Raw genomic sequence first — 24,278 nt, 5'->3', positions numbered from 1 at the left:
TCGGGCAAACGCGCTTGCCGCTGGCCAGAGTGAATTTCGCCTTAAGGCAGCCAGCTGCAATTCGTTCCGGTTCCGGATGTGCAGCAAGCGCAGCACCGGCTTCACCCTCCCTTAAATTTGGGGGAGTACGCGTAGGCGGGACCAGCAATTCGCAAGAGAGGCGACAATGTCGAGCCTGCCCATGGAAATCGCCCTGATGCTTGGCGAGACCATCGCGAAGGTGATCCCCGCGACCTTCGCGCTCGCGGTGGTCTTCACCGTGCTCGAGCATGTCTGGGCCTGCAATCCCGGCGTGCCGTGGTGGCGCAAGCGGGAGATCGTCACGGACATCTGCTACTGGTTTATCGTTCCGGTGTTCGCACGTGTCATGCGGATCGGCCTTCTGATCGTCGGTGCGAGCTTCGTCTTCAACATCCATGATGCCGACGGGCTCATCGCCTTCTACGACAATGGCCACGGCCCGCTGGCGCTATTGCCGCTCTGGGTCCAGGCCATGCTGTTCCTGGTGCTGTCCGATTTCATGCTGTACTGGCTGCACCGGTTGTTCCACGGCGGTGGGTTCTGGAAGTACCACGCGATCCACCACTCCTCGGAGGAGATCAGCTGGATTTCTGCGGCCCGCTTCCATCCCGTCAATCTCGTGCTCGGTACCATCGCGGTCGACGTCGTGCTGCTGATGGCCGGCATTTCGCCGAACGCCATGGTCTGGCTCGCCCCGTTCACGACCTTCCATTCGGCCTTCGTGCACGCCAACCTGAACTGGACCTTCGGGCCGTTCAAATATGTGTTGGCGACGCCGGTGTTCCACCGTTGGCACCACACCGCGCTAGCAGAGGGCGGCGACACCAATTTTGCCGGCACGTTCCCGATCTGGGACTTGCTGTTCGGCACTTTCCGCATGCCCGAGGGGCAACTGCCGCAGGATTACGGCAAGGATGAAGCCACCATGCCGAAGGAAATCGGAGGGCAGCTTGCCTATCCGTTCCGCCGCTAGGTTCTCGAGAGCCGCGAACGCCAGTCCGTTCAAACAATAGTCCGAGAGTTTGCGGAACGTTCACGAATTGAGGGCAGGTTAGCCGGGTCGGGCACCGGCTCGGCTGTTATCTGATCGCTTCTGCCGGTTTGTGACGTCCCGGGGGTAAGAGTATGCGTAAACAACTGCTGCGCCGTCATGCGCGCGTCTGTCTTCTGGTTGCGACAGCGGTGCTGGCATCGCCGGCTGCCGTCATTGCCGAGTCCGCCGATACCATCGCCGTCAATGTCGACCAGGCCAAGCTGGTGCGGCTGCCTGGCAAGGTGGCAACCATCGTGGTCGGCAATCCCCTGATCGCCGACGTCACGCTCCAGCCCGGCGGCATGATCGTCGTCACCGGAAAGGGCTATGGCGCCACCAATTTCATCGCGCTCGACCGCGGCGGCGAGATCCTGGTCGACCGCCAGGTCCAGGTCGAAGGTCCGAGCGACCGGCTCGTTACCGTCTATCGCGGGATCGAACGCGAGTCCTACAGCTGCGCGCCGCTTTGCCAGCGCCGCGTGACGCTCGGCGACAGCGACACCTACTTCAACAGCACGATGAGCCAGGCCGGTTCGTTGAGCAGCTCGGCGAGCGGCAGTGCCGGTGCGGGCGCCAAGACGAACTGACTAAGGCGAACTGAGCAAGACGAACCAAGTAAGACCAACCAGCAAGTTTGATTGGCGGATTTGGGGGCAAGGATCGTCCCCGCCCGCCGCACGCGCGCGAGTTTCTCTTTCCGTGTCCTCGTCTCCCTGGTCCGGGTCGTTCGCGGTTAACGCGCTCTTAACGGCCCGGGCCGCCGGGTGCGGATCGCCTGAAACACTTAAACAATCAGTTTCCGCTATTGAACATGGCAGATGATTGCTGCTGCTGGGGAATTTGATGCCTTCGCCTGCACCTACGAGATTCACGCTCCTCGCCACGTTGCGCCGGTTTCGTGGCAGCCGCCGCGGCTCCGCAGCCGTCGAGTTCGCGCTCGTTGCGCCGATGTTCTTTGCGTTGCTGTTCGCCATCATCGAGTCGGCGCTGATGTTCCTGGCGAGCCAGGTGCTCGAGAGTGCCTCGCAAAATTCTGCGCGCGTGTTGCTGACCGGGCAGGCGCAATCCGGCACGCTCACGGCCTGCGCGGTCTCCGGCGTCAGCACACCCTGCTCGCAAACGACGTTCAAGGCTTACGTCTGCAGCCAGATCCCGGCGCTGTTTGATTGCACCAAGCTCTACGTCGACGTCGTGAGTACAAACTCGTTCGGAGCGCTGAGCCTCACCAATTATGGTGATTCCTGCAGCTTCAATCCAACCGGCGTGCAGTACAGTGCCGGGGCCGCCAACCAGGTCGTCGTGGTGCGGCTGTTCTATCAGTGGCCGCTCTTCGTCACTGGCCTTGGCTTCAACATGGGCTGCAACAACAAGCGGCTGCTGATTGCGACCGCGGCCTTCAAGAATGAACCCTTCTGAGACAGATGGATCCGAGCGGACAGATGCAGGCGATTGCGAATATCTGGAGGAATGCCCGTAGCTCCGTGCGCGACTTCGTCGCCGACACGCGTGCGATCGCGGCGACCGAGTTCGCGGTCATCGTGCCGCTGATGCTGGTGATGTTCTTCGGGACCGTCGAATTTTCATCGGCCGTGGCGATCAATCGCAAAGTCACAATGATTGCACGGACTCTGTCCGATTTGACGTCGCAGTCGACATCGGTCGACGATGGCGACATGCAGGACACGTTCACGGCAAGCATATCGATGATCATGCCGTACGACGCTACGCTCGTGAACGGCACGGTCCTTCAGATCTATATCGACTCAAGCAAGGTCGCCAAGATTCAATGGAGCAAGTCCGCCACCATTGCCAACGGTGCGACGCAGGCCACGCTGACGGCTCCGCCCCCGACTCTGGTAGCTGGCACCACGGTCACCTCGATGATTCCGCCATCGCTCTTGATCGCGTCGACCTACCTTATCTTCAGTCAGGCGAGTTACGTCTACACGCCTTCTGTCAAATTCGTCCTGAAGACGGGCATCACGCTGAGCGATGTCTCCTACACGCGGCCGCGCCAGGTCACCTGCGTTCCTTACACGGGTGTAAAGTCGCCGTGCTGAAATACGAGAGCAGATCCTGGAATAAAAAAAGGCCGGGCATCGCGCCCGGCCTTTTCATTGATTGGTTCGCTCGAGCCGATCGGGGCCCGTAAGCGGTAGGCTCAGCCGGCGGAGCGGAGGTTGTCGGCTGCCGACTTGCCGGAACGGCGGTCGGCGACGATCTCGTAGGAGATCTTCTGACCTTCGCGCAGCGTGCCGAGGCCTGCACGCTCCACAGCGCTGATGTGAACGAACACGTCCTGGCCGCCATCGTCGGGCTGGATGAAGCCGAAGCCTTTGGTCGCGTTAAACCACTTCACGGTTCCCATGCTCATGGGGGTAGTCCCTTCTCAGATAACACAATGTCAGAGCCCGCTTGCGCGGACAGGTTAGATCGAATTTTTGGAAGGGTCGTCAGCGTGTCTGAACCGGCTGTACCGGTGGATGCTAATGTCGTCCGGCCGAAAATCGATTAAGTCATTTTATTGGAAACAGACACCCAAAACAATGCTGACGTGCACGATTTTTTGATCCGCCGTGATGGTCACGGCGGATCAGCATACACGTCGGAATTACAGGTCCGCGCTCGCGCGCTGGGGCCCCGCTAGCGGCGGCGGAACTGGCCGCCGCGCTGTCCGGGACGCGGAGGTCCGCCCATCCCGCTCGGACGTTCGTCCTTGTGGCGGAAAATCAGCCGGCCCTTTTCGAGGTCATAGGGCGACATCTCTACCGTCACGCGGTCGCCCGCCAGAGTCTTGATGCGGTTCTTCTTCATCTTGCCGGCGGTGTAGGCGACGATCTCGTGTCCGGCGTCGAGCTGCACGCGGTAGCGCGCGTCGGGGAGGATTTCGGTGACCAGTCCTTCGAACTGGATCAGCTCTTCCTTAGCCATGAATTTCTCCAGGTCGTGGACGGCTAGTGCGAATGGGGTTTGCGGTTCGGTTGGCCGTTCGGCCGACTCGCGGCGCAAAAAGGCAACGCCTTGTATCCCATCAGACGCCCCGGCGCTATGCGCGGAACGCTGTTCCGGACGGGCGTTTGGCGAAGAATGCGCCTTGCCTCCGGAGCGGCTGCGAGGAGCTGCCTTCGGGCCACTGCCGGGCCTTCCGTCGCCCTGCTTGGCGGCACTGTGGTGGCGCCCGTCCGCATGCCTTTCGTCGGCACGGCGACCGTCAGCGTGGCGTCCCTCACCATGCCTTGCGCCTTGCGGACGCTGGCCCGGGCGGCCCGGCCGACCCTGTCGTTGCTGCTGCGGGGGAGGGCCCGCATCGCGGCGGCCGGCGTCGGTGCGGCGATCCTCACGCGGCAGCGCCACTTTGATCAGCCGCTCGATGTCGCGGAGATAGGCGAGTTCCTCGCCGCCTGCGACCAGCGAGATCGCGGTGCCCTCGGCACCCGCGCGCGCGGTGCGCCCGATGCGGTGCACATAGGTCTCCGGCACGTTGGGCAGATCGAAATTGATGACGTGGGTGATGCCGTCGACATCGATGCCGCGGGCGGCGATATCGGTGGCGACCAGGGTACGGATCTCGCCGGTGCGGAACAGAGCGAGTGTCCGTTCGCGGTGGTTCTGCGACTTGTTGCCGTGGATGGCGCTGGCGGGGATGCCGGCCTTCTCGAGCGTCTTCACCACCTTGTCCGCGCCGTGTTTGGTGCGGGTGAAAACCAGCGCGCGGTTGACCTGCTCCTGCTTCAACAGCTGGGCGAGGAACGCCGGCTTGGCGGAGAAGTCGACCTGGATGATGCGCTGCTGGATGCGCTCCACGGTCGAGGAGACCGGGGTCACCGCGACGCGGGCGGGGTCGCGCAGCATGGCGTCGGCCAACTCGGCGATGTCCTTCGGCATGGTGGCCGAGAAGAACAGCGTCTGCCGCTTGATCGGCAGCTTGGCGACGATTTTGCGGATGTCGTTGATGAAGCCCATGTCGAGCATGCGGTCCGCCTCGTCGAGCACGAGGAATTCGACGCTGCCAAGCTTCAGTCCGTTGCTCTGCACGAGGTCGAGCAAACGGCCGGGGGTGGCGACCAGCACCTCGACGCCCTGCATCAGCGAGCGGACCTGACGGCCCATCGGCACGCCGCCGATGGCGAGCGTCGAGGACAGGCGGATGTGACGGCCATAGGCGTTGAAACTGTCGAGGATCTGGCCGGACAGTTCGCGGGTCGGCGACAGCACCAGGACGCGGGTCGTCTTCGGCTGCGGCTTGATGCGATTCTCGAGCAGGCGGTGCAGGATCGGCAGCGCGAAGGACGCGGTCTTGCCGGTTCCGGTTTGGGCGATGCCGACGACGTCGCGGCCGGTCAGCGCGGTCGGAATTGTCTGGGCTTGGATGGGGGTGGGGGTGACGTAGTTCTCTTCGGTGAGAGCACGGGCGATGGGCTCGGCGAGGCCGAAATCCTGAAACGAAGTCAAAAGATGGGTTCTTTCCATGTCAAAAGCGGGCGCCCGGCGCATTCGGCGCGGCGCGCGCAAAAGGGTGTCGAGTGGGACACCTGCGTGTTTGGGGTGTCGGATGGCTTGATGGGATGGGGCAAGCCAGACGCCCGTAAGGGCTTAAGAACACGCGGCTCGCAACGGTCTCCTGATCTGCAAGAGACCTCGACCTCATATGGAACATTGAGGCGGCGCTTTCAAGGCACGCCCCACAGAAACGGCGATCGCGGTGCAGAAATAGTTATGCCGGAAATTTAGCCAGAGTGACAATTTGCTCAGAAAATAACCTGCCTGCCGCATTCGCATACATTAGAATTGCTCAATGTTTAGGCGGCGCGGCCCGTGCAATACTTCGTTTTCTGCCAATTTCACCAGCAAAAACAATCGGTTGAAGGGTGTCTAATCCATGGCACAGTTCTTGCGAATCCGTTAATCGCAGGCGGCCGTTGGGGCCGTTTCGCAGCGTTTTTCACGTCTGCGTCAGGGAGATGAGACACTCATGCATAGCAAATCCACTCACGATATAGCGGCGCCATTTAGCCGCCGTGGCGTTCTCGCCGCGACCGCCGGACTGATGCTTGGTCTGGCTTCCATTTCTGGTGCGAAAGCCGCGGACGACACCATCAAGGTCGGCGTGCTTCACTCCCTCTCCGGCACCATGGCCATCAGCGAAACCACGCTGAAGGACACCATCCTCTTCCTGATCGACGAGCAGAACAAGAAGGGCGGCGTCAACGGCAAGAAGCTCGAAGCCGTGGTCGTCGATCCCGCTTCGAACTGGCCGCTGTTCGCCGAGAAGGCGCGCGAGCTGATCACCAAGGACAAGGTCTCGGTCGTGTTCGGCTGCTGGACCTCGGTGTCACGGAAGTCGGTGCTCCCGGTGTTCAAGGAGCTGAACAGCATCCTGTTCTACCCCGTGCAGTACGAGGGCGAGGAGAGCGAGCGCAACGTGTTCTACACCGGCGCCGCGCCGAACCAGCAGGCGATCCCCGCCGTCGACTATCTGATGAAGGACGAGAAGGTGAAGCGCTGGGTGCTCGCAGGCACCGACTACGTCTATCCGCGCACCACCAACAAGATCCTGGAAGCCTACCTGAAGTCCAAGGGTGTCGCCCAGGAAGACATCATGATCAACTACACGCCGTTCGGTCATTCCGACTGGCAGACGATCGTGGCCGACATCAAGAAGTTCGGCTCGGCCGGCAAGAAGACCGCTGTGGTCTCGACCATCAACGGCGACGCCAACGTTCCTTTCTACAAGGAGCTCGGCAACCAGGGCATCAAGGCGAAGGACATCCCGGTCGTCGCGTTCTCGGTGGGTGAGGAAGAAATCGCCGGCATCGACACCAAGCCGCTGCTCGGCCATCTCGCCGCCTGGAACTATTTCCAGTCGATCAAGTCGCCGGAGAACGAGAAGTTCATCAAGGCGTGGCAGACCTACACCAAGAATCCGAAGCGCGTGACCAACGATCCGATGGAAGCGCACGTGATCGGCTTCGACATGTGGATCAAGGCGGTCGAGAAGGTGAAGTCGACCGATCCGGACAAGGTGATCGATGCGCTCCCCGGCATCGAAGCCAAGAACCTGACCGGCGGCACCTCCAAGATGCTTCCGAACCATCACATCACCAAGCCGGTGTTCATTGGCGAAATCAAAGCCAACGGCCAGTTCGACGTGGTGTGGAAGACCCCGGGTCTTGTCGCGGGCGACGCCTGGTCGAAGGAGCTCGACGGCTCCAAGGACCTGGTCGGCGACTGGGTCGGCAAGAAGTGCGGTAACTTCAACACCAAGACCAACAAGTGCCTCGGTTCGGGCTCCTGATCCGGATCTGACGCTCCATTGCACGATCGGAGAGGGCGGCGATCCCGCCGCCTTCTCCACCCTTTTCTGCCGGGGTCTTTCACAGTGCCAGCCAATTTGTCCGCCCGCCTCTGTTCGCTCCTGCTCTCGTTCTTCCTGATCGCGTTCGCACTGCCGGCCTTGGCCGGCCCGTTCGAAGATGCGGTCGCCAAATTCGCCAACGACGATTATTCCGACACGGAAGAGGCGATCGGCGTGGTCGCGGGCAGCGGCAATACCCTTGCCTTTCCGATCATCAGCGCGCTTCAGGACGGCCGGCTCATGGCCGACCCTGATAGCAAGAAGGTTTACGTCACCGGCACCGACGGCAAGTCGATCGATGCCGCGACCGGTCAGGCCGTGGCCAGCGTGCCCGACAGTGCGAGCGCGGTCCGCCTCAACAACCGCCTTCGCCGCAGCGTCGATGCGGCGATCGGCAGCCTGACGCTGCAGTCACCCGACATCGGAGCGCGGCTCCAGGCCGCGCAATCCGTCTTCAAGTCGCATGAGGAGACGTCGCTCGAAGCGGTCGATGGCGCGCTCGCCAAGGAAACCAACCGATCCGTCAAGGCTGCGCTGGGCGACGCCCGCGCGGCGATCCTGTTGTTCAAGCCGGATGCCACCGAGCTCGAGAAGCTCGAAGCCGTTGCCACCATCAAGGCGCGCGGCGACCAGGAGGCGATGGCGCTGCTGACCGGCATGGGCGACCAGCCGGCCTCGGTGACCAAGGCTGCCGCGAGCGCAATCGGCTCGATCCAAAGTTCGCTCGCGGTCTGGTCGATGGTGCAGAATGCCTGGTACGGCCTCTCGCTCGGTTCGGTGCTGCTGCTTGCTGCGATCGGGCTTGCCATCACGTTCGGCGTGATGGGCGTCATCAACATGGCCCATGGCGAGATGGTGATGATCGGGGCCTACACCACCTTCGTGGTGCAGGAGGTGATCCGTACCCGCTATCCCGTCCTGTTCGACTATTCGCTGCTGATCGCCGTGCCGCTCGCCTTCCTGGTGGCCGGCGCGCTCGGCGTCGTGATCGAGCGCAGCATCATCCGCTTTCTCTATGGCCGTCCGCTGGAGACGCTGCTGGCGACCTGGGGCCTGTCGCTGGTGCTGCAGCAGGCCGTGCGCACCATGTTCGGCCCGACCAACCGCGAGGTCGGCAACCCCTCCTGGATGAGCGGCGCGTTTGAGATCGGCCAGATCACGGTCACCTATAACCGGCTCTGGATCCTTGTCTTCACGCTCGCGGTGTTCGTCATTCTGCTCGCGATGCTGCGCTACACGGCACTCGGGCTCGAGATGCGCGCGGTGACACAGAACCGGCGCATGGCGGCTTCGATGGGCATCGCCACTTCGCGGGTCGACGCGCTGACTTTTGGTCTCGGCTCGGGCATTGCGGGCATCGCCGGCGTGGCGCTGTCGCAGATCGACAATGTCAGCCCCAATCTCGGCCAGAGCTACATCATCGACAGCTTCATGGTCGTGGTGTTCGGTGGCGTCGGCAATCTCTGGGGCACGCTGGTCGGCGCCTTCACGCTCGGCATCGCCAACAAATTCCTGGAGCCGGTCGCCGGCGCCGTGCTCGGCAAGATCGCCATCCTCGTTCTCATCATCCTGTTCATTCAAAAACGGCCGCGCGGCCTGTTCGCGCTCAAGGGCCGCGCGGTGGAAGCATGACCCCTCACATGCTGACGCGATCGCTGGACCGCGGCGCGACCATCTTCCTTGCCATCGTCGTGGCCTGCGGCATCCTCATCCCGCTCTCCAACCTGCTGCTGCCCGCAGGTTCGTTCCTGCAAGTGCCGACCTATCTCGTCGCGCTCTGGGGCAAATATGTCTGCTACGCGATCCTGGCGCTCTCGATCGACCTGATCTGGGGCTATTGCGGCATCCTCTCGCTCGGTCACGGTGCCTTCTTCGCGCTCGGCGGCTACGCCATGGGCATGTACCTGATGCGGCAGATCGGCAGCCGCGGCGTCTACGGCAATCCGATCCTGCCGGACTTCATGGTGTTCCTGAACTATTCGAAGCTGCCCTGGTACTGGTACGGCTTTGACATGTTCTGGTTTGCCGCGCTGATGGTGCTGATCGTGCCGGGCCTGCTCGCCTTTTCCTTCGGCTGGCTCGCCTTCCGCTCGCGCGTCACTGGCGTGTATCTGTCAATCATCACCCAGGCGATGACCTATGCACTGCTGCTCGCCTTTTTCCGCAACGATTTCGGCTTCGGCGGCAACAACGGCATGACCGACTTCAAGGACATCTTGGGCTTCAACGTGCAGGCCGAGGGCACGCGTGCTGCGCTGTTCGCGCTGAGCTGCCTGGCGCTGATCGCCGGCTTTCTGATCTGCCGCGCCATCGTCTCGTCCAAGCTCGGCAAGGTGCTGATCGCCGTGCGCGATGCGGAATCGCGCACGCGCTTCCTCGGCTACCGGGTCGAATCCTACAAGCTGTTCGTGTTCACAGTGTCGGCCTGCATGGCCGGCGTCGCCGGCGCGCTCTATGTGCCGCAGGTCGGCATCATCAACCCGAGCGAATTCGCGCCGGGCAATTCGATCGAGGCCGTGATCTGGGTCGCGGTCGGCGGCCGCGGTACGCTGGTCGGCGCCGCGCTCGGCGCCGTCGTCGTCAACTACGCAAAGACGTTCTTCACCTCCGGCATGCTCGCGCCCTACTGGCTGTTCATGCTGGGTGCCATGTTCATCCTGGTAACGTTGCTGCTGCCTAAGGGCATCGTCGGCACTTTCAACGCCTGGTGGGACTCGTCGAAGGAAAGGCGCGACGCCGCGACCATTGCGAGCGCCGCGGCCGAAGACGGCGTCACCCAACCCAAAATGGCGGAGGAGGCGCAATGAACGTCATGGACACCCGCGCGACCTCCGCAATGCTGTATCTCGACGGTGTGCACGTCTCGTTCGACGGCTTCCACGCCATCAACAACCTCTCGCTGACGCTCGAGCCCGGCGAGATGCGCGCCATCATCGGCCCGAACGGCGCCGGCAAGACCACGATGATGGACATCATCACCGGAAAGACCAAGCCCGACGAAGGCACCGTGCTGTTCGACGGAGTCACCGATCTGACGCGACTGGACGAGACCCGCATCGCCGAGCTCGGCATCGGCCGTAAATTCCAGAAGCCGACCGTGTTCGAGAGCCAGACCGTGCAGGACAATTTGCTGCTCGCGCTCAATGTCGACCACAGCGTCAAGGGTACGCTGTTCTGGCGCGGCAGCCGGGCGGAGGCCGAGCAGATCGACAAGGTGCTGGAGACGATCCGCCTCACCGATGCCCGCAACCGTCTCGCCGGCAGCCTCAGCCACGGCCAGAAGCAGTGGCTCGAGATCGGCATGCTGCTCGCCCAGGATCCGAAACTACTGCTCGTCGACGAGCCCGTCGCCGGCATGACCGACGTCGAGACGCATCTCACCGCCGAGCTGCTCAAGGAAATCAACAAGACCCACACCGTGATGGTGGTCGAGCACGACATGACATTCGTGCGCGAGCTCGGCGTCAAGGTCACTTGCTTGCACGAGGGTACCGTGCTCGCGGAAGGCACCATCGACCAGGTCTCGTCCAACGAGCGGGTCATCGAAGTTTATCTGGGGCGCTGAGCGATGCTTGAGGTCAAGGACATCAACCTGTTCTACGGCGCGGCGCAGGCACTACGCGGCGTGTCGATTGCGGCCGAGCCCGGCAAGGTCACCTGCGTGCTCGGGCGCAACGGAGTCGGCAAGACCTCGCTCCTGCGCGCCATGGTCGGGCAATACCCGATCTCCTCGGGCGCCGTCGTGCTCGACGGCAACGATATCACGGGCCTGAAACCCTATGAGCGCGCGCGGAAGGGTATCGGCTTCGTGCCGCAGGGGCGCGAGATATTTCCGCTTCTGACGGTCGAGGAGAATCTCAAGACCGGCTTCGGGCCGCTCAGGCGCGAGGACAAGCACATTCCGGACGACGTGTACTCCCTGTTTCCGGTGCTGCAATCCATGCTCGGACGGCGTGGCGGCGATCTCTCCGGCGGCCAGCAGCAACAGCTCGCGATCGGGCGCGCGCTGGTGATGCGGCCGAAGCTGCTGCTGCTCGACGAGCCGACCGAGGGCATCCAGCCCTCGATCATCAAGGACATCGGCCGTGCCATCTCGTACCTGCGCAATCTCGGCAACATCGCCATCGTGCTGGTCGAACAATATCTCGACTTTGCCTGCGAACTCGGCGACAGTTTTGCGGTGATGGATCGCGGCGCGGTGAAGTTCACCTGCGACCGCTCCAATCTCGACGCGAGCGAAATCAGCCGCCAGATGGCGCTGTAGGCCATTCTGCCGCGACCGGCTGGGGGGCGGATGCGCAGCGACGTTCTAACGGCATCTTCGGTGTTCGACGCCAACCGTGCCCGCGGCGCGGTGCGCTTCGACGTCCACGCGCGCGACGGTGTGACACGTCGCGGGATATTGCATGAGTCCGGCTCCCTGCGCGTGCGCTTCCCTTCGCCGGAGGACGAGGGGCTCTCCGGCGTGTTCGTCAACACGGCCGGTGGTGTCGCCGGCGGCGATCGCTTCGACATCGAGATCGCTGCCGCAGATGGTTCGAAGCTGACGCTGACGACGGCGGCCGCGGAAAAGGTCTATCGCGCGCCAGGGCAGGCGGCGGAGCTCAATATAGCGCTGAAGGTTGCCGCAGGCGCACATCTCGGCTGGCTGCCGCAGGAGACGATCCTGTTCGACCGCGCGCGCGTGCGCCGTCGCTTCGACATAGACCTCGATGCGACTGCCTCGCTCCTGCTGTGCGAGATCGTGGTGTTCGGCCGTACCGCGATGGGCGAACGGATGGAGCAGGGTGAGTTCGTCGATCGCTGGCGGCTGCGTCGCGGCGGCAAGCTAGTGTTCGCCGAGACCGTCAGGCTCGACGGCAATATCGGCGCAAAGCTTGCGCGATCGGCGGTGGCCAGGGGCGGCGCTGCGATTGGCACGGCGCTGATCGTGCCCGGCGACGAGGCCCTGATCGAGCGCATCCGCGAGGCCTCGGAATCCTTCGCCAGCGAGGTCGGGATATCCGCCTGGAATGGCTTTGCAATGGCGCGGTTCTGTGCCCAAGATGCGGCGCGTCTGCGCGCAGACATGATGACCGTGCTGGCGCGCACCGGCGCGGCGCTGCCGCGGCTCTGGTTGAATTGACGAAGTGAACGGAAGAGATTTCGTATGAACCTGTCTCCTCGCGAAAAGGACAAGCTTCTGATCTCGATGGCGGCGATCGTGGCCCGCCGCCGGCTGGATCGCGGCGTCAAGCTCAACCATCCGGAGGCGATCGCGCTCATCTCCGATTTCATCCTCGAAGGCGCGCGGGATGGCCGCACCGTCGCCGAGTTGATGCAATCGGGTGCGCAGGTTCTCACCCGCGACCAGGTGATGCCGGGCATTCCCGAGATGATCCACGACATCCAGGTCGAGGCGACGTTTCCGGACGGGACCAAGCTCGTCACTGTGCACGAGCCGATCAGGTAGGAGCGAAGCATGATCCCCGGCGAACTCTTCATCCAGGACGGCGAGATCGAGCTCAACGCCGGCCGCAAGACGGTGACGCTGACGGTCGCCAACACCGGCGACCGCCCGATCCAGGTCGGCTCGCACTACCATTTCTTCGAGACCAACCCGGCCCTGAAGTTCGACCGCAAGAAGGCCCGCGGCATGCGCCTCGACATCGCCGCCGGCACCGCGGTCCGCTTCGAGCCCGGCCAGACCCGCGACGTCCAACTCGTCGCGGTGGCCGGCAAGAAGACCATCTACGGCTTCCGCGGCGACGTGATGGGGAAGCTGTGAATTCCACAGGAACGAGCGTGGCGCGGCATGGTTGAGGCGAAACGGAGGACTTTGCCATGCTGTCACCTGTCCGCCTCGTCTCCGAAGCCGCCGAACTCGCCGCGCGCCGTCACAACGGCATGGCGCGCAAGGGCCGCGGTCATGAGCCTTACATCAACCACCTCGCCGAGGTCGCGAACCTGCTTGCGACCGCGACCGACGGCGCCGACGCCGAACTGGTTGCAGCCGGCTGGCTGCATGATGCGATCGAGGACACCGACACCACGCGCGAGGAGCTCGCGCAAAAATTCTCCGACCGTGTCGCGTCGCTTGTCGACGAGTGCACCGACGATATGAGCCTGTCGAAGCCGGAGCGGCGGCGGCGTCAGGTGCTCGACGCACCGAAAAAATCGGCTGGCGCCAGGCTGATCAAGATCGCCGACAAGATCAGCAATATCGGCGCGCGCGTACATTCGATCCGACGGCCGAGGAACGTGACGATCTCGTCGATTATACCGACTGGGCCGAACAGGTTGTCGCTGGTTGCCGCGGCGGTAACTCTTGGCTCGATACGACCTTCGACGACATGGTGCTCACAGCGAGAACCTCTCTGTGAGCACCGATCCAGAATTCCAACGCAAACGGGGCTTGTGATGTCCGTCAAAATAAAGCGTTCCGTCTATGCCGACATGTTCGGCCCGACCACCGGCGACAAGGTGCGGCTGGCCGACACGGATCTCATCATCGAGGTCGAGAAGGACTTCACCAGCTACGGCGAGGAAGTGAAGTTCGGCGGCGGCAAGGTGATCCGCGACGGCATGGGCCAGTCGCAGGTCACCAACAAGCAGGGCGCGGCCGACACAGTCATCACCAATGCGCTGATCGTCGATCACTGGGGCATCGTGAAGGCCGACGTCGCGATCAAGGACGGCATGATCGCCGGCATCGGCAAGGCCGGCAATCCCGACATCCAGCCCGGTGTCACCATCATCATCGGCCCCGGCACGGACGTGATCGCGGGTGAAGGCAAGATCCTCACCGCGGGCGGCTTCGACAGCCACATCCATTTCATCTGTCCGCAGCAGATCGAGCACGCGCTGATGTCGGGCGTCACCTCGATGCTAGGGGGCGGCACCGGCCCCTCGCACGGCACGTTCGCCACCACCTGCACGCCGGGGCCGTGGCACATGGGGCGGATGATCCAATCGTTCGACGCATTCCCGGTCAATCTCGGCGTCTCCGGCAAGGGCAACGCCTCGCGGCCCGCCGCGCTGGTCGAGATGATCAAGGCCGGCGCCTGTGCGCTGAAGCTGCACGAAGACTGGGGCACCACGCCTGCCGCGATCGACAATTGCCTGTCGGTCGCCGACGACTACGACATCCAGGTGATGATCCACACCGACACGCTCAACGAATCCGGCTTCGTCGAGGATACGATCAAGGCGTTCAAAGGCCGCACCATCCACGCCTTCCACACCGAGGGCGCCGGCGGCGGTCACGCCCCCGATATCATCAAGGTCGCAGGGCTGAAGAACGTGCTGCCGTCCTCGACCAACCCGACGCGGCCCTTCACGCGCAACACCATCGACGAGCATCTGGACATGCTGATGGTGTGCCACCACCTCGATCCCTCGATCGCGGAAGACCTGGCGTTCGCCGAAAGCCGCATTCGTAAGGAGACCATCGCGGCCGAGGACATCCTGCATGATCTCGGCGCGCTCTCGATGATCTCCTCGGACTCCCAGGCCATGGGCCGCCTCGGCGAGGTCATCATCCGGACCTGGCAGACCGCCGACAAGATGAAGAAGCAGCGCGGTTCGCTGCCGCAGGACAAAGGCAAGGACAACGACAATTTCCGCGTCAAGCGCTACATCGCCAAATACACGATCAATCCCGCGATCGCCCATGGCGTTTCGAAGCTGATCGGCTCGGTGGAGAAGGGCAAGCTCGCCGATCTCGTGCTGTGGTCGCCGGCCTTCTTCGGCGTCAAGCCGGATTGCGTCGTCAAGGGCGGCATGATCGTCGCCGCTCCCATGGGCGATCCCAACGCCTCGATCCCGACCCCGCAACCGGTGCATTATCAGCCAATGTTCGGCGCCTTCGGCAAGGCGCGCACCGCGTCCTCGGTGGTGTTCACCTCGAAGGCCGCCATCACCGGCGGCCTCGCGCGTAAGCTCGGCATCGACAAGAAGCTCTATGCGGTCCAGAACACCCGCGGAAAAATCTCGAAGAAAAGCATGATCCACAACGACGCCACGCCCAATATCGAGGTCGATCCTGAGACCTATGAGGTCCGCGCCGACGGCGAGCTTTTGACCTGCGCCCCCGCCGAGGTGCTGCCGATGGCGCAGCGATATTTCATGTACTGAAATAGCGCCTCAACGCATGTCCCAGGACCATGTCCTGGTCGCATATCCGGGAGCGGCTTTTCCGGGTTTTGCGTTCGATCCCGCCTGGTCTAAGGTCCCGCCCGGTATCTGAAGCCCAGAAGAAAAGCCGGGAGGATTTCTCGTGATCTACGTCGTCGCCACCTTGACCATCAAGCCTGAAACGCGCGCCGAATTCATTGCAGCCGCCACCGCCTGCATCAAGGAGACGCGGAAAGAGCCCGGCAATATCGCCTATGATCTGCATGAGAGCGTCACCGATCCCGCCAAGATGGTGTTCGTCGAGCAGTGGGAGAATGCCGAGGCGCTGGTGCCGCATCGCGCCATGGAGCACATGAAGACGTTCGGCCGCGTCGCGGTGAAGTGTTTTACGGCGCCGCCGAAGATCGAAGTGATCACGCCCGAGAAGGTCGAGACACGGTAACGGGGTAAACGCGCATGATCCGGGCGACGCAGGTCAGGGGACAACACCGCTTCGCGGAAGCGCCGGCGGATACGGTCGTGCTCGATTTCGACGATCGACACCGCCGCCGCATGGCAATGACGGGGACGCGGGGACTCGAGTTCCTGCTCGACCTGGAGAATGCCGTCGCACTGCGCGGCGGCGATGCGCTGGTGTTGGAGGACGGCCGGCTGGTCGAGGTGGTCGCTGCGCCCGAGCCGCTGCTCGAGATCCGCGGCCACGATCCGCACCACCTTATTCGTGTCGGCTGGCATCTCGGCAATCGCCATCTGCCGACGCAGATCATGGCCAAGAGCCTGCGCATCCGCCGCGACCACGTCATCGAAGCCATGGTGAAGGGCCTCGGCGCGCGCGTGATCGAGATCGAGGCGCCGTTCGATCCCGAAGGCGGCGCCTATGCGGATGCCGGACATGCGCATGGACACGACGACCACGCGCATCACGATCACGGCCACGATGATCATCACGGTCATGATCACCATCATGATCATGCCGCACATGGCGACGGTCACGATCACCATCACCACCACGACGAGCATTGCGATCACCCCGACCATCACCACGGCCACAAGCATGCTCATGACCACAAATGAGCCGGTCGCGGCCCGCGACCTCGCGGAGTGCGAGGCGGCGGCGCTGTACCGGTTGATGACCTGGCTGTCGCCGGCGTTTCCCGTCGGGGGCTTTTCCTACTCCAGCGGCATCGAATGGGCGGTCGAAGCCGGTGACATCAACGACACCGCGTCGCTGGCGGACTGGCTCGATGCGATGCTTCGCGATGGCTCTGGCTTCTGCGATGCGACGTTTCTGGTCCACGCCTATCGCGCCACTGAAGCGGGCGAGGGCGACACCTTGGGCGATATCGCCGAGCTCGCCGCGGCCTTCGTGCCGTCGCGCGAGCGGCAGCTGGAGACGACATCGCAGGGCCGTGCCTTCATCGACATCGCCCGCGCCGCGTGGGATGCAGACGGGCTGGATGCGATGGTTGCGGCATGCCGTACGCCACTGGTCTATCCCGTTGCCGTTGGCGTGGTCGCTGCGATGCACGGCGTGCCGCTGGCGCCGACGCTGCACGCCTTCCTGCATGCGCTGGTCTCGAACTGGATTTCCGCGGCCAGCCGGCTCATTCCGCTCGGCCAGACCGACAGCCAGCGCGTGCTGGTGAGGCTGGAAGCCGCGGTTGCCGCGACGGCGAATCGTGCGCTGAATGCGACATTGGACGATGTCGGCGGCGCGACGTTCCGCGCCGACCTCGCCAGCGTGCGGCACGAGACGCAATATACGCGGCTGTTCAGATCTTGAGCGGGTTCGTCGCTTTCACTGTCGTCCTGGCGAAAGCCAGGACCCATAACCACGGGTGCGCGTGGTTATGCACAGATGTGGCTGCAGCGTGCCGTGACAATCGGATTCAGTGGTAACGGGTCCTGGCTTTCGCCAGGACGACGATAGGAAAAAAAGCAATGGCTACATCTCACGGCCCCTTGCGTGTCGGCATCGGCGGTCCGGTCGGATCGGGCAAGACTGCGCTGATGGACCTGCTCTGCAAGACCATGCGCGAGCGCTACGACATCGCCGCGATCACCAACGACATCTACACCAAATGGGATGCGGAATTCCTGGTACGCTCGGGCTCGCTGACGCCGGATCGCATTGCCGGGGTCGAGACCGGCGGCTGCCCGCACACCGCGATCCGCGAGGACGCCTCGATGAATCTCGCCGCGGTGGCGGATATGCGCGCCAAGTTTCCCGGACCTCGATCTCGTGCTGATCGAATCCGGCGGTGATAACCTCGCTGCCACTTTTTCCCCGGAGCTCGCCGATCTCACCATTTACGTCATCGACGTGGCGGCCGGCGACAAGATCCTGTCCAAGGGCGGCCCCGGCATCACCCGGTCCGACCTCCTTGTCATCAACAAGATCGACTTGGCGCCCCATGTCGGCGCCTCCCTGGAAAAGATGGAGACGGACGCCAGGCGGATGCGCGGCGAGCGGCCGTTCGTCATGACCAACCTGAAAAAGAGCCAGGGGCTGGACCGCATCATCGGCTTCATTGAGGCCAAAGGCGGCTTGAAACGGGCCGGCTGACCGGCGCGACGACCTAACGCAGGCGTTTCCCCCGTTAACACCGTGGGCAGAGCCGTGTCCGCGGAACAAATTTCGGTCACGGCAATTGATTACCTCCGGTGCCCGGAGCAAATCCAACTCGGCCGGACCATCGGCGGGCCGATTTAAGCTTCTCAGGCGACCAAGTTGCGTACCGATGCCTCCTCCTTCATTATCTCGGCGATTGGGGTTCACCCTGTTTCGGCACGTGCCCGTTCGAGCGGCGTCCATATGCTCCGTATTTATTGCCGACCTCCTGCTTTCGCCTGAGTAGTCGCGTGGTCCGGCTGGGTTTCATCATCGGCTTCATTGCTCTTCTCGGGGCCTTGCTCTCCGGGCTTGCGGCTTATCGCGTCCACGACCAGGAGCTGGCGCTGGACCGGATCGCGCTGGCGCGCGCGATCGATGTCCATGCGAGCCTGGTCCAGGACCGGCTCACCGAGCGCGAACTGCTCGCGCGGGTTGCCTCCGGCCTGTTCCGGGCGCCGTCGGTGCTCAAGCCCAACATGCTCGAGCCGCTGCGCTCGGCCATCTACGCCTTCAAGACCGATTTCGTGGTGGCGGGCTGGGTCGCCCGCCTGAAGCCGAACGAGCTTGCCGCAGCACAAGCCGCGATCGCGAGCGCCGGCTTCCCCAATCCGCGAATCCGCAGCTATGAGGACAAGCCGATCGATCCGGCAGGTGTCACCCAGCCGATCGATGTGCTGATGGATCTCGAGCCGCGCAGCAACGAGACCAAGGGGCTGCCCGGCCGCAGTTACGACCAGGATCAGGTGCGCGGCGCCATGCTGGCGCGCGCCAGAGTGGAGAAGAGGTCGGTTGCCTCAGAACCGGTTGCCCTCCTGCGTGGCGACGGGTCGATCGGCATCATTGTGGCGGCTCCCGTCATCCCCGAGGGCGCGACGGAGCCGGCGGGCTTCATCACATTTTCCTATGAGCTCTCTTCCCTGATGCTGACCAACGACGACATGTCGTTGTTCGCGGTTGCGCTGAAGGATCCGCGCCGGGAGGGTGGCGAGTTGGTCGCCAACGATCAAGGCGTGGTCTCGGCCCGCCCGACAGCGGCCGATGGGCCGGCGCCGTCGGCGACGCGCACGGTGAGCTTCGGTGGTCGCGACTGGCAGCTCGGCTATTACGCCAAGACCAATTCGGCGCGCCGCGCCGAGCAGACTGCGATCATCGTGGCGGCGATCGGCCTTGCGATCACCGCGATGGTGTGCGGCCTGTTCGGCTATGTCGCCTACAACAATTTGCGGCTCAGCCGGGAAATCCAGGTCAGAATCGGCTTCGAGCGCCGGCTGACGGCTGTCATCGACGAGCTCAACCATCGGGTCAAAAACATCCTGGCGGTGATCCAGTCGATCGTGACCCGCACGCTGCGCCATGGCTCCGACATCGATGTCGCGCGCGAGCTCCTGATCGGCCGCATCCACGCCATGTCCAACGTCGTCTCGCTGCTCAGCGAGAGCCAGTGGCAGGGTGTCAAGCTGAAGGGCCTGTTCGAGGCGCGCGCCATCCCGCATGCCGACCGCATTGCCGTCACCGGTCCTGATATCGCAGTCAGCGCGCGCGCGGCGCAGAGTCTGTCGCTGCTGTTCTTCGAGCTCGCCTCGCACTCCGACGAGGGCCTGTCGCTGGTCGGCAAGCATCCGCACATCACTGCCAATTGGACGGTGACGAACGAGGGGTCCGGCGAGGTCTTCTATTTCCGCTGGGAGGAGTTCAACACCAGCGAAGCGACGCGCCGCCCCGATTCCGACTTCGGCCTGATCCTGCTCGACCGCGTCGCGCCCGAGGCGCTCGGCGGCACCGCCAAGCGCTATTTCACCGACGTCTCCTATGTCTACGAGCTGACCGCGCCGATGGAGACGGTCGAGGACATGACCGAGCGCGACCGCACCGACAAGCTGTCAGCACCGATCCGGCCTGCGCGGTAATTCGAGGCTAGCTCTTCGGCCGCAGCACGAGGTCAACCAGGGTCCGCGCGTAGGCCGGCGTGATCGGCGCGATGCCGAAGACGTAGCGGTAGAACAGGCTGCCATAGATCGCGTCGTAGAGATCCTGGGGCGGTGCTTCCGCCAGAATGCTGCCGTCGTTCTGGCCCGCGGCGATCATCTCGATCAGCGCGTCGCGGCGGAATTGCAGGTAGCGGGCGTAGAACAGCTCCGCCGAGCCGGTCTTGGAGATGCATTCGGAGATGACGGCGAGCTGGACCTTGCCGAACTCGCCCTGGAGGGCTTCGGCATAGGCGGCGGCATGGCGGCGTGCGCGCGCGGCGGGGCTGCCCGAGCTTGCATGCGGCAGCGGCAGCATCTGCGCGGCATGGTGAAGAAAGGCGTCGATCAGCAAGGCTTCGCGCGACGGCCACCATTTGTAGATCGTCATCTTGGAGACGCTGGAGTGGCGCGCGATCGCGTCAATGGTGGTGGCGGCAAGGCCGGTAGTGGCCATCAGCGCATAGGCGCTTTGGAGAATGGCGTTGGTGGTCTCGATCGACCTTGGCCGGCCGCGCCGGGGCGCGCCGTCGGCTCCCTCATCCCCGCCATTCGCCATCACCACGCCCGGCCTCCCCATGCAATCCGCTGCCGCTCCGCATAGCCCAGCCGTAATGGCCGGCCTAGGGGAATCGGAAGGTGCCGGGTTAGGCCTGTTGCCGCAAGGCCGCGGGCAGGTCCTGCCGCTTCGACCAGGCGATGTAATATGCGACCGCGGCCATCGCCGCGAAGCCGGCCAGGCTCACGGCAATCTGCATCACCACCAAATTGGCGCCGGTGATCAGGATGAGATGGCCGGCAAACGACAGGAACACGCCGACGCAGAACACCGCGAGCCATTCCTCGCCGCATCTGATCACCGCCTGAAGCGGCTTCAGTCGCAGGCCGGGATGATCGGCCGGGACGAAATATGTCGCGAGGAAAGCGAGCGCGAGGAAGTGGACCACGCAATAGGGGGCGAGGTCTTCCTTGTCGGTCGGCGTGATGGTGTTGAGCACGATATCCGGCAAATAGGCCGCTAGCGTCGGCGAGTGTCGCATCAGCGTGATTGCCATCGCGAATACGAGATAGGCGCCTGCGAGCACGCGCAGCCAGGACAGGCCATGCAGCGCGCGGCCCGACGTGCCGGTCACGGCAAACCAGCCGCCCAGCACCATCAGCATCTGCCAGCAGAACGGGTTGAAGGTCCACTCCTGGTCCGGATAAACCCGGAAATTCCAGCCGAACCAGCGCGCCGCAACGTACAGCGCGACCGACGCCGCCAGCGTCAGGTTCGGACGCCGCAACAGCCCCCACAGCGCGAGTGGAAGGAGGGCCATCAGCGGGATCATCAGCTGAAGAAGATCGAGGTTCAGCGGCTCTTCCTGAAGCACCAGTCCGCGTATCAGGATCCGCAGCGGATGCTCGATGATGCCCGAGATGTTGTATTCGTTGATGATCTCGGGCGCCATCGATTGCGAGGCGACATAGGCGATGGCGTCGATGTAGATCACGAACAGGACGACATAGGCGGCGTAGAGCCGCCACATGCGCTGGAAGATGCGCGTCGCCGCGACGACGTAGCCGCGCTCCAGGGCGATCTTGCCGTGAATGATGGCCATGCCATAGCCGGCCACGAACACGAACAAGTCTGCGGCGCCGCTGAAGCCGAAATTGCGCAGCGTCAGCAAATTGACGACGTTGTTCGGGATGTGGTCGACGAAAACCGACCAGTTGGCGATACCGAGCGTCAAATAGAGCCGGGGGTCGTGTTGAAATGCGGCGAGGTTCGCCTGGACGGACGGTTTCATCGAAAAAATGGCTTTTGGAATCAGGGGCGCTGCTTTTAGCGGCAACCGCCTGCCTATCCGAGTAGCGTTTGCGTGATGGCGCAGGCAAACGGCGCGAAATTGGCGCGGGGCCGCCGGTGCCGATTGGATAGGCGCGTTCGCGGGACCCGTGACGAAATTTTCTAACCCGGTAGCTGCTACTCGGCAGGCTCAGCCGAGGCCTCGTCGGGTACGCCGGCGCGGCTCGCCATGAGTCCGAGGGCGACGCCGCCGATCGCCAGGATCGGCAACAGCCGCTTGATCCCGATGGCGCGAACGATCTGGAGACCGGTGGCGAGCAGCATGGGGTCCGCGAGCATGCTCGAGGCCGCCGATTTCGTGGCGCGCTCGGCCGCGATATGAGCTTGCTTGCGCAGCTGCCGTTTGTAGACCCAATAGCTCACCGCCGCGGTGAGGGTCAGCAGAAAGAAAATGCCCGCACCGGCGAGGCAGGCCTGCACCGGACCATATTTGTTGAGCACCGAAATGAATGCCGCCGCGCACAGGAAGCACGTGGTGATGAAGAGTGCGAACGCCGCGCCTGCTGCCAGCGAGGTCAGCCGCACAGTGGTGCCGGTGGATGCGCTGATCCCGTCGATGATGCGCTGAAACATGGTCTTGCTCCTCAGATCCCCACAAGCCGGCACCGGCGGCGCCGCTGCGCCACCGTCTCGATACCCGTTCGCGATCTCAGCGACGCCAGACCGCGCCGATCAGGAAGCCGATGCCGAGCGCAAGCCCGACGGTCGCGAGCGGCCGCTGCGTGATCGCGTCCTCCAGCGTCTCCTCGATCGAGCCGTAGGCCTCCTGTGCCGCGCCCATCATCGCGCTGCCGCGTTCCGACATGTCGTCGATCGCGGAATCCACGTTTTCGCGCGCTTGGCTATAGCCGCGGCGGGCTTGCTTGCTGGAGGAGTTGGCAAAAGTATTGAGCGCGTCGGTGATCTGATCAGTGAGGGCGGCGATATCGCTTTTCACGGCTGCTACATCCTTCTCGAGGCGTTCTCTGGTGGCTTTGTCGGTCCAGTCTCTCATCCCGGCTTCGGCATTGGTGGTGGACATCAGGGGCTCCGGGCTGTTGACGGTTGAGACAGCCGGGAAACGTTTCGTCGTGGTGTAAGTTCCGTTCACGGAAACCGGTCAGTCCTGCGGGAGCTGCGGCGAATCCTCAGGCAACAGATGCTCCTTCAGGATCAGGGCGACGATCAGCAGCGGCGACGACAGGAACGCGCCCATCGGGCCCCACAGCCAGGTCCAGAACGCCAGCGCCAGCAGCACCGCGAGCGCATTGAGCGCCAGCCGCCGGCCGATGATGGTCGGCGTGACGAAATGTCCCTCCAGGAAGGTGATGCCGCCAAAGGCGAGCGCCGCCATCAGGCCGCCGCTGACGGTCGGGAAGGTGACCAGCCCCACCACGACCAGAATGGCGAACATGGCCACCGGTCCGATGATCGGAATGAAATTGAGGGTGGCCGCCAGCGCGCCGAGGCCAGCCGGATTGGGCATTCCGGTGAGGGCGCAGACGATTCCGGCGGCGACGCCGACGCCGACGTTGATCAGGGTCACAGTCAAAAGGTAGTTGCCGAGATGGACCTCGATCTCGTTGAGGATGCGAAGCGTGCGCAGCCGTGCGTCGTGATCGCTGAAGGTCATGATCATTGCCCGTCGCAGGTCGCGCCAGCTGGCGATGAACAGGATCAGGGTGACGAAGAACAGCAGGAATTCGGTAAAGGTCGGTGACAGGAATTCAATCGTTGGCTGCACCCACTCGAATTTCGGCATCTGGAAGCTTGGCAATCCCTCCGAGCCGCCGAGCATCGTCTGCAGCTCTCGCCACAGCGCCAGCGGCCGGTCGAACACGTGGACCTTGTCTTTCAACTGCGCGCCGAGTTCGGGCAGGCGCGAGCTCCATTCCATCGCCGGCGAGGCGATCAGCGCGACGATGAAGCCGACCACGGCGGTCACCGCGAACACGATCAAGACGGCGGCAAGCCCGCGCGGCACTTTCCGGTACTCCAGAAAGGTCGCTGCCGGCGAGAGCATCGTGCCGGTGACGAACGCCATCACGACAGGCAAAAAGAACGCCTTTCCGACATAGAGCACCGCGACGATTGCGATGAGGAGCAGTCCGGCGAGCGAGAAGGCGACGAGTTCGGTGCGGCGGATCACCGGCGGGAGTTCGCCGTGGCTCTCGGGAAGCGGAGTGCCTTCGCCATTGCCGGGAGTCATACGTTCACTGGGAAGGACGCGCACAATACCTCTCCGGCACGGAGACTTCAGTCCTCGCGCCCATGACCAGGGGAGAACGTCCTCGCGCCCTGCGGGTTCCATCGCGGCTTCGCGAAGAAGCGCTCGCTTGACTGTGACG

The 24,278-nt window shown here is 63.6% G+C and carries 24 protein-coding genes and 3 pseudogenes; 19 read left to right on the top strand and 8 right to left on the bottom strand.

The window, feature by feature from the left end:
- Positions 1-166 precede the first annotated feature (166 nt).
- From AB3L03_RS13815 to AB3L03_RS13800, 4 genes are all read left to right on the top strand, one after another.
- The gene (locus AB3L03_RS13815) at positions 167-994 is read left to right on the top strand and encodes a sterol desaturase family protein (RefSeq protein WP_085351734.1); all 828 of its coding nucleotides are present in this window, start codon (positions 167-169) and stop codon (positions 992-994) included.
- 152 nt (positions 995-1,146) lie between these two features.
- A complete protein-coding gene (locus tag AB3L03_RS13810; RefSeq protein ID WP_018454676.1) occupies positions 1,147-1,641 on the top strand; it encodes a pilus assembly protein N-terminal domain-containing protein in 495 nt (164 codons plus the stop codon).
- A gap of 256 nt (positions 1,642-1,897) precedes the next feature.
- A complete protein-coding gene (locus AB3L03_RS13805) occupies positions 1,898-2,470 on the top strand; it encodes a TadE/TadG family type IV pilus assembly protein (protein WP_085351837.1) in 573 nt (190 codons plus the stop codon).
- 5 nt (positions 2,471-2,475) lie between these two features.
- Positions 2,476-3,114: a TadE/TadG family type IV pilus assembly protein gene (locus tag AB3L03_RS13800; RefSeq protein ID WP_085351735.1), complete on the top strand. Its 639-nt coding sequence runs from the start codon at positions 2,476-2,478 to the stop codon at positions 3,112-3,114.
- Between the two features lie 101 nt (positions 3,115-3,215).
- Here the strand turns inward: AB3L03_RS13800 and AB3L03_RS13795 are convergent, their stop codons facing one another.
- From AB3L03_RS13795 to AB3L03_RS13785, 3 genes and pseudogenes are all read right to left on the bottom strand, one after another.
- Positions 3,216-3,428, bottom strand: coding sequence for a cold-shock protein (locus AB3L03_RS13795; protein WP_007599788.1), 213 nt, complete (start codon positions 3,426-3,428; stop codon positions 3,216-3,218).
- A 269-nt stretch (positions 3,429-3,697) separates the two neighbouring features.
- Positions 3,698-3,985 (bottom strand): translation initiation factor IF-1, encoded by a 288-nt coding sequence (gene infA / locus AB3L03_RS13790; RefSeq protein WP_007599789.1) that lies wholly within the window; start codon positions 3,983-3,985, stop codon positions 3,698-3,700.
- A gap of 23 nt (positions 3,986-4,008) precedes the next feature.
- Positions 4,009-5,548 (bottom strand): annotated as a pseudogene (locus tag AB3L03_RS13785) (DEAD/DEAH box helicase).
- A 478-nt stretch (positions 5,549-6,026) separates the two neighbouring features.
- Here AB3L03_RS13785 and urtA point away from each other — a divergent pair.
- The 15 genes and pseudogenes from urtA to AB3L03_RS13710 all read left to right on the top strand — a co-directional run bounded on the left by urtA (position 6,027) and on the right by AB3L03_RS13710 (position 20,045).
- Positions 6,027-7,349: an urea ABC transporter substrate-binding protein gene (gene urtA, locus AB3L03_RS13780; protein WP_368508801.1), complete on the top strand. Its 1,323-nt coding sequence runs from the start codon at positions 6,027-6,029 to the stop codon at positions 7,347-7,349.
- Between the two features lie 84 nt (positions 7,350-7,433).
- The gene (gene urtB, locus AB3L03_RS13775; RefSeq protein WP_085351737.1) at positions 7,434-9,041 is read left to right on the top strand and encodes an urea ABC transporter permease subunit UrtB; all 1,608 of its coding nucleotides are present in this window, start codon (positions 7,434-7,436) and stop codon (positions 9,039-9,041) included.
- Positions 9,038-10,216 carry an urea ABC transporter permease subunit UrtC gene (urtC, locus tag AB3L03_RS13770; RefSeq protein WP_026232788.1) on the top strand — a complete coding sequence of 393 codons (1,179 nt, stop codon included), beginning with the start codon at positions 9,038-9,040 and terminating at the stop codon, positions 10,214-10,216. Before urtB ends, urtC begins: the two co-directional genes overlap by 4 nt.
- A complete protein-coding gene (gene urtD, locus AB3L03_RS13765; RefSeq protein ID WP_018454669.1) occupies positions 10,213-10,974 on the top strand; it encodes an urea ABC transporter ATP-binding protein UrtD in 762 nt (253 codons plus the stop codon). Before urtC ends, urtD begins: the two co-directional genes overlap by 4 nt.
- A gap of 3 nt (positions 10,975-10,977) precedes the next feature.
- Entirely contained in the window at positions 10,978-11,673 is a 696-nt protein-coding gene (gene urtE / locus AB3L03_RS13760; RefSeq protein ID WP_368508800.1) for an urea ABC transporter ATP-binding subunit UrtE, read from the top strand.
- A gap of 30 nt (positions 11,674-11,703) precedes the next feature.
- Positions 11,704-12,534: an urease accessory protein UreD gene (locus AB3L03_RS13755; protein ID WP_368508799.1), complete on the top strand. Its 831-nt coding sequence runs from the start codon at positions 11,704-11,706 to the stop codon at positions 12,532-12,534.
- Between the two features lie 24 nt (positions 12,535-12,558).
- Positions 12,559-12,861 carry an urease subunit gamma gene (locus AB3L03_RS13750; RefSeq protein WP_018454667.1) on the top strand — a complete coding sequence of 101 codons (303 nt, stop codon included), beginning with the start codon at positions 12,559-12,561 and terminating at the stop codon, positions 12,859-12,861.
- Between the two features lie 9 nt (positions 12,862-12,870).
- Positions 12,871-13,176: an urease subunit beta gene (locus AB3L03_RS13745; RefSeq protein WP_007599812.1), complete on the top strand. Its 306-nt coding sequence runs from the start codon at positions 12,871-12,873 to the stop codon at positions 13,174-13,176.
- A gap of 56 nt (positions 13,177-13,232) precedes the next feature.
- Positions 13,233-13,771 (top strand): annotated as a pseudogene (locus AB3L03_RS13740) (HD domain-containing protein).
- 37 nt (positions 13,772-13,808) lie between these two features.
- A complete protein-coding gene (gene ureC, locus AB3L03_RS13735) occupies positions 13,809-15,524 on the top strand; it encodes an urease subunit alpha (protein ID WP_085351739.1) in 1,716 nt (571 codons plus the stop codon).
- 142 nt (positions 15,525-15,666) lie between these two features.
- Positions 15,667-15,966: a putative quinol monooxygenase gene (locus AB3L03_RS13730; RefSeq protein ID WP_007599815.1), complete on the top strand. Its 300-nt coding sequence runs from the start codon at positions 15,667-15,669 to the stop codon at positions 15,964-15,966.
- 14 nt (positions 15,967-15,980) lie between these two features.
- Positions 15,981-16,598, top strand: coding sequence for an urease accessory protein UreE (locus AB3L03_RS13725; RefSeq protein ID WP_018454664.1), 618 nt, complete (start codon positions 15,981-15,983; stop codon positions 16,596-16,598).
- Positions 16,579-17,307, top strand: coding sequence for an urease accessory protein UreF (locus tag AB3L03_RS13720; protein ID WP_018454663.1), 729 nt, complete (start codon positions 16,579-16,581; stop codon positions 17,305-17,307). Before AB3L03_RS13725 ends, AB3L03_RS13720 begins: the two co-directional genes overlap by 20 nt.
- Before the next feature lie 158 nt (positions 17,308-17,465).
- Positions 17,466-18,090 (top strand): annotated as a pseudogene (gene ureG, locus AB3L03_RS13715) (urease accessory protein UreG).
- A gap of 296 nt (positions 18,091-18,386) precedes the next feature.
- Positions 18,387-20,045, top strand: a complete 1,659-nt coding sequence (locus AB3L03_RS13710; protein ID WP_018454661.1) for an HWE histidine kinase domain-containing protein — start codon at positions 18,387-18,389, stop codon at positions 20,043-20,045.
- Between the two features lie 7 nt (positions 20,046-20,052).
- Here AB3L03_RS13710 and AB3L03_RS13705 read toward each other — a convergent pair whose 3' ends face one another.
- The 5 genes from AB3L03_RS13705 to AB3L03_RS13685 all read right to left on the bottom strand — a co-directional run bounded on the left by AB3L03_RS13705 (position 20,053) and on the right by AB3L03_RS13685 (position 24,163).
- Positions 20,053-20,682, bottom strand: a complete 630-nt coding sequence (locus AB3L03_RS13705) for a TetR/AcrR family transcriptional regulator (protein ID WP_026232784.1) — start codon at positions 20,680-20,682, stop codon at positions 20,053-20,055.
- Between the two features lie 67 nt (positions 20,683-20,749).
- On the bottom strand, positions 20,750-21,892 hold the full coding sequence (locus AB3L03_RS13700) for an OpgC domain-containing protein (RefSeq protein WP_368508798.1): 1,143 nt from the start codon (positions 21,890-21,892) through the stop codon (positions 20,750-20,752).
- A gap of 176 nt (positions 21,893-22,068) precedes the next feature.
- Entirely contained in the window at positions 22,069-22,524 is a 456-nt protein-coding gene (locus AB3L03_RS13695; protein ID WP_018454658.1) for a hypothetical protein, read from the bottom strand.
- 76 nt (positions 22,525-22,600) lie between these two features.
- A complete protein-coding gene (locus AB3L03_RS13690) occupies positions 22,601-22,972 on the bottom strand; it encodes a YqjD family protein (RefSeq protein WP_026232783.1) in 372 nt (123 codons plus the stop codon).
- A gap of 78 nt (positions 22,973-23,050) precedes the next feature.
- Positions 23,051-24,163 carry an AI-2E family transporter gene (locus tag AB3L03_RS13685; RefSeq protein ID WP_026232782.1) on the bottom strand — a complete coding sequence of 371 codons (1,113 nt, stop codon included), beginning with the start codon at positions 24,161-24,163 and terminating at the stop codon, positions 23,051-23,053.
- Positions 24,164-24,278 lie beyond the last annotated feature (115 nt).

Source organism: Bradyrhizobium lupini, assembly GCF_040939785.1.
Taxonomy (GTDB): domain Bacteria; phylum Pseudomonadota; class Alphaproteobacteria; order Rhizobiales; family Xanthobacteraceae; genus Bradyrhizobium; species Bradyrhizobium canariense_D.
The sequence above is the reverse complement of the archived record's forward strand: the minus strand, read 5'-3'. Positions and strand labels throughout refer to the sequence as shown.

Coding starts and splice junctions, on each gene's coding strand:
- AB3L03_RS13815 (WP_085351734.1), top strand. CDS start 167: ATGTCGAGCCTGCCCATGGAAATCGCCCTGATGCTTGGCGAGACCATC.
- AB3L03_RS13810 (WP_018454676.1), top strand. CDS start 1,147: ATGCGTAAACAACTGCTGCGCCGTCATGCGCGCGTCTGTCTTCTGGTT.
- AB3L03_RS13805 (WP_085351837.1), top strand. CDS start 1,898: ATGCCTTCGCCTGCACCTACGAGATTCACGCTCCTCGCCACGTTGCGC.
- AB3L03_RS13800 (WP_085351735.1), top strand. CDS start 2,476: ATGGATCCGAGCGGACAGATGCAGGCGATTGCGAATATCTGGAGGAAT.
- AB3L03_RS13795 (WP_007599788.1), bottom strand. CDS start 3,428: ATGAGCATGGGAACCGTGAAGTGGTTTAACGCGACCAAAGGCTTCGGC.
- infA (WP_007599789.1), bottom strand. CDS start 3,985: ATGGCTAAGGAAGAGCTGATCCAGTTCGAAGGACTGGTCACCGAAATC.
- urtA (WP_368508801.1), top strand. CDS start 6,027: ATGCATAGCAAATCCACTCACGATATAGCGGCGCCATTTAGCCGCCGT.
- urtC (WP_026232788.1), top strand. CDS start 9,038: ATGACCCCTCACATGCTGACGCGATCGCTGGACCGCGGCGCGACCATC.
- urtD (WP_018454669.1), top strand. CDS start 10,213: ATGAACGTCATGGACACCCGCGCGACCTCCGCAATGCTGTATCTCGAC.
- urtE (WP_368508800.1), top strand. CDS start 10,978: ATGCTTGAGGTCAAGGACATCAACCTGTTCTACGGCGCGGCGCAGGCA.
- AB3L03_RS13755 (WP_368508799.1), top strand. CDS start 11,704: ATGCGCAGCGACGTTCTAACGGCATCTTCGGTGTTCGACGCCAACCGT.
- AB3L03_RS13750 (WP_018454667.1), top strand. CDS start 12,559: ATGAACCTGTCTCCTCGCGAAAAGGACAAGCTTCTGATCTCGATGGCG.
- AB3L03_RS13745 (WP_007599812.1), top strand. CDS start 12,871: ATGATCCCCGGCGAACTCTTCATCCAGGACGGCGAGATCGAGCTCAAC.
- ureC (WP_085351739.1), top strand. CDS start 13,809: ATGTCCGTCAAAATAAAGCGTTCCGTCTATGCCGACATGTTCGGCCCG.
- AB3L03_RS13725 (WP_018454664.1), top strand. CDS start 15,981: ATGATCCGGGCGACGCAGGTCAGGGGACAACACCGCTTCGCGGAAGCG.
- AB3L03_RS13720 (WP_018454663.1), top strand. CDS start 16,579: ATGCTCATGACCACAAATGAGCCGGTCGCGGCCCGCGACCTCGCGGAG.
- AB3L03_RS13705 (WP_026232784.1), bottom strand. CDS start 20,682: ATGGGGAGGCCGGGCGTGGTGATGGCGAATGGCGGGGATGAGGGAGCC.
- AB3L03_RS13700 (WP_368508798.1), bottom strand. CDS start 21,892: ATGAAACCGTCCGTCCAGGCGAACCTCGCCGCATTTCAACACGACCCC.
- AB3L03_RS13695 (WP_018454658.1), bottom strand. CDS start 22,524: ATGTTTCAGCGCATCATCGACGGGATCAGCGCATCCACCGGCACCACT.
- AB3L03_RS13690 (WP_026232783.1), bottom strand. CDS start 22,972: ATGTCCACCACCAATGCCGAAGCCGGGATGAGAGACTGGACCGACAAA.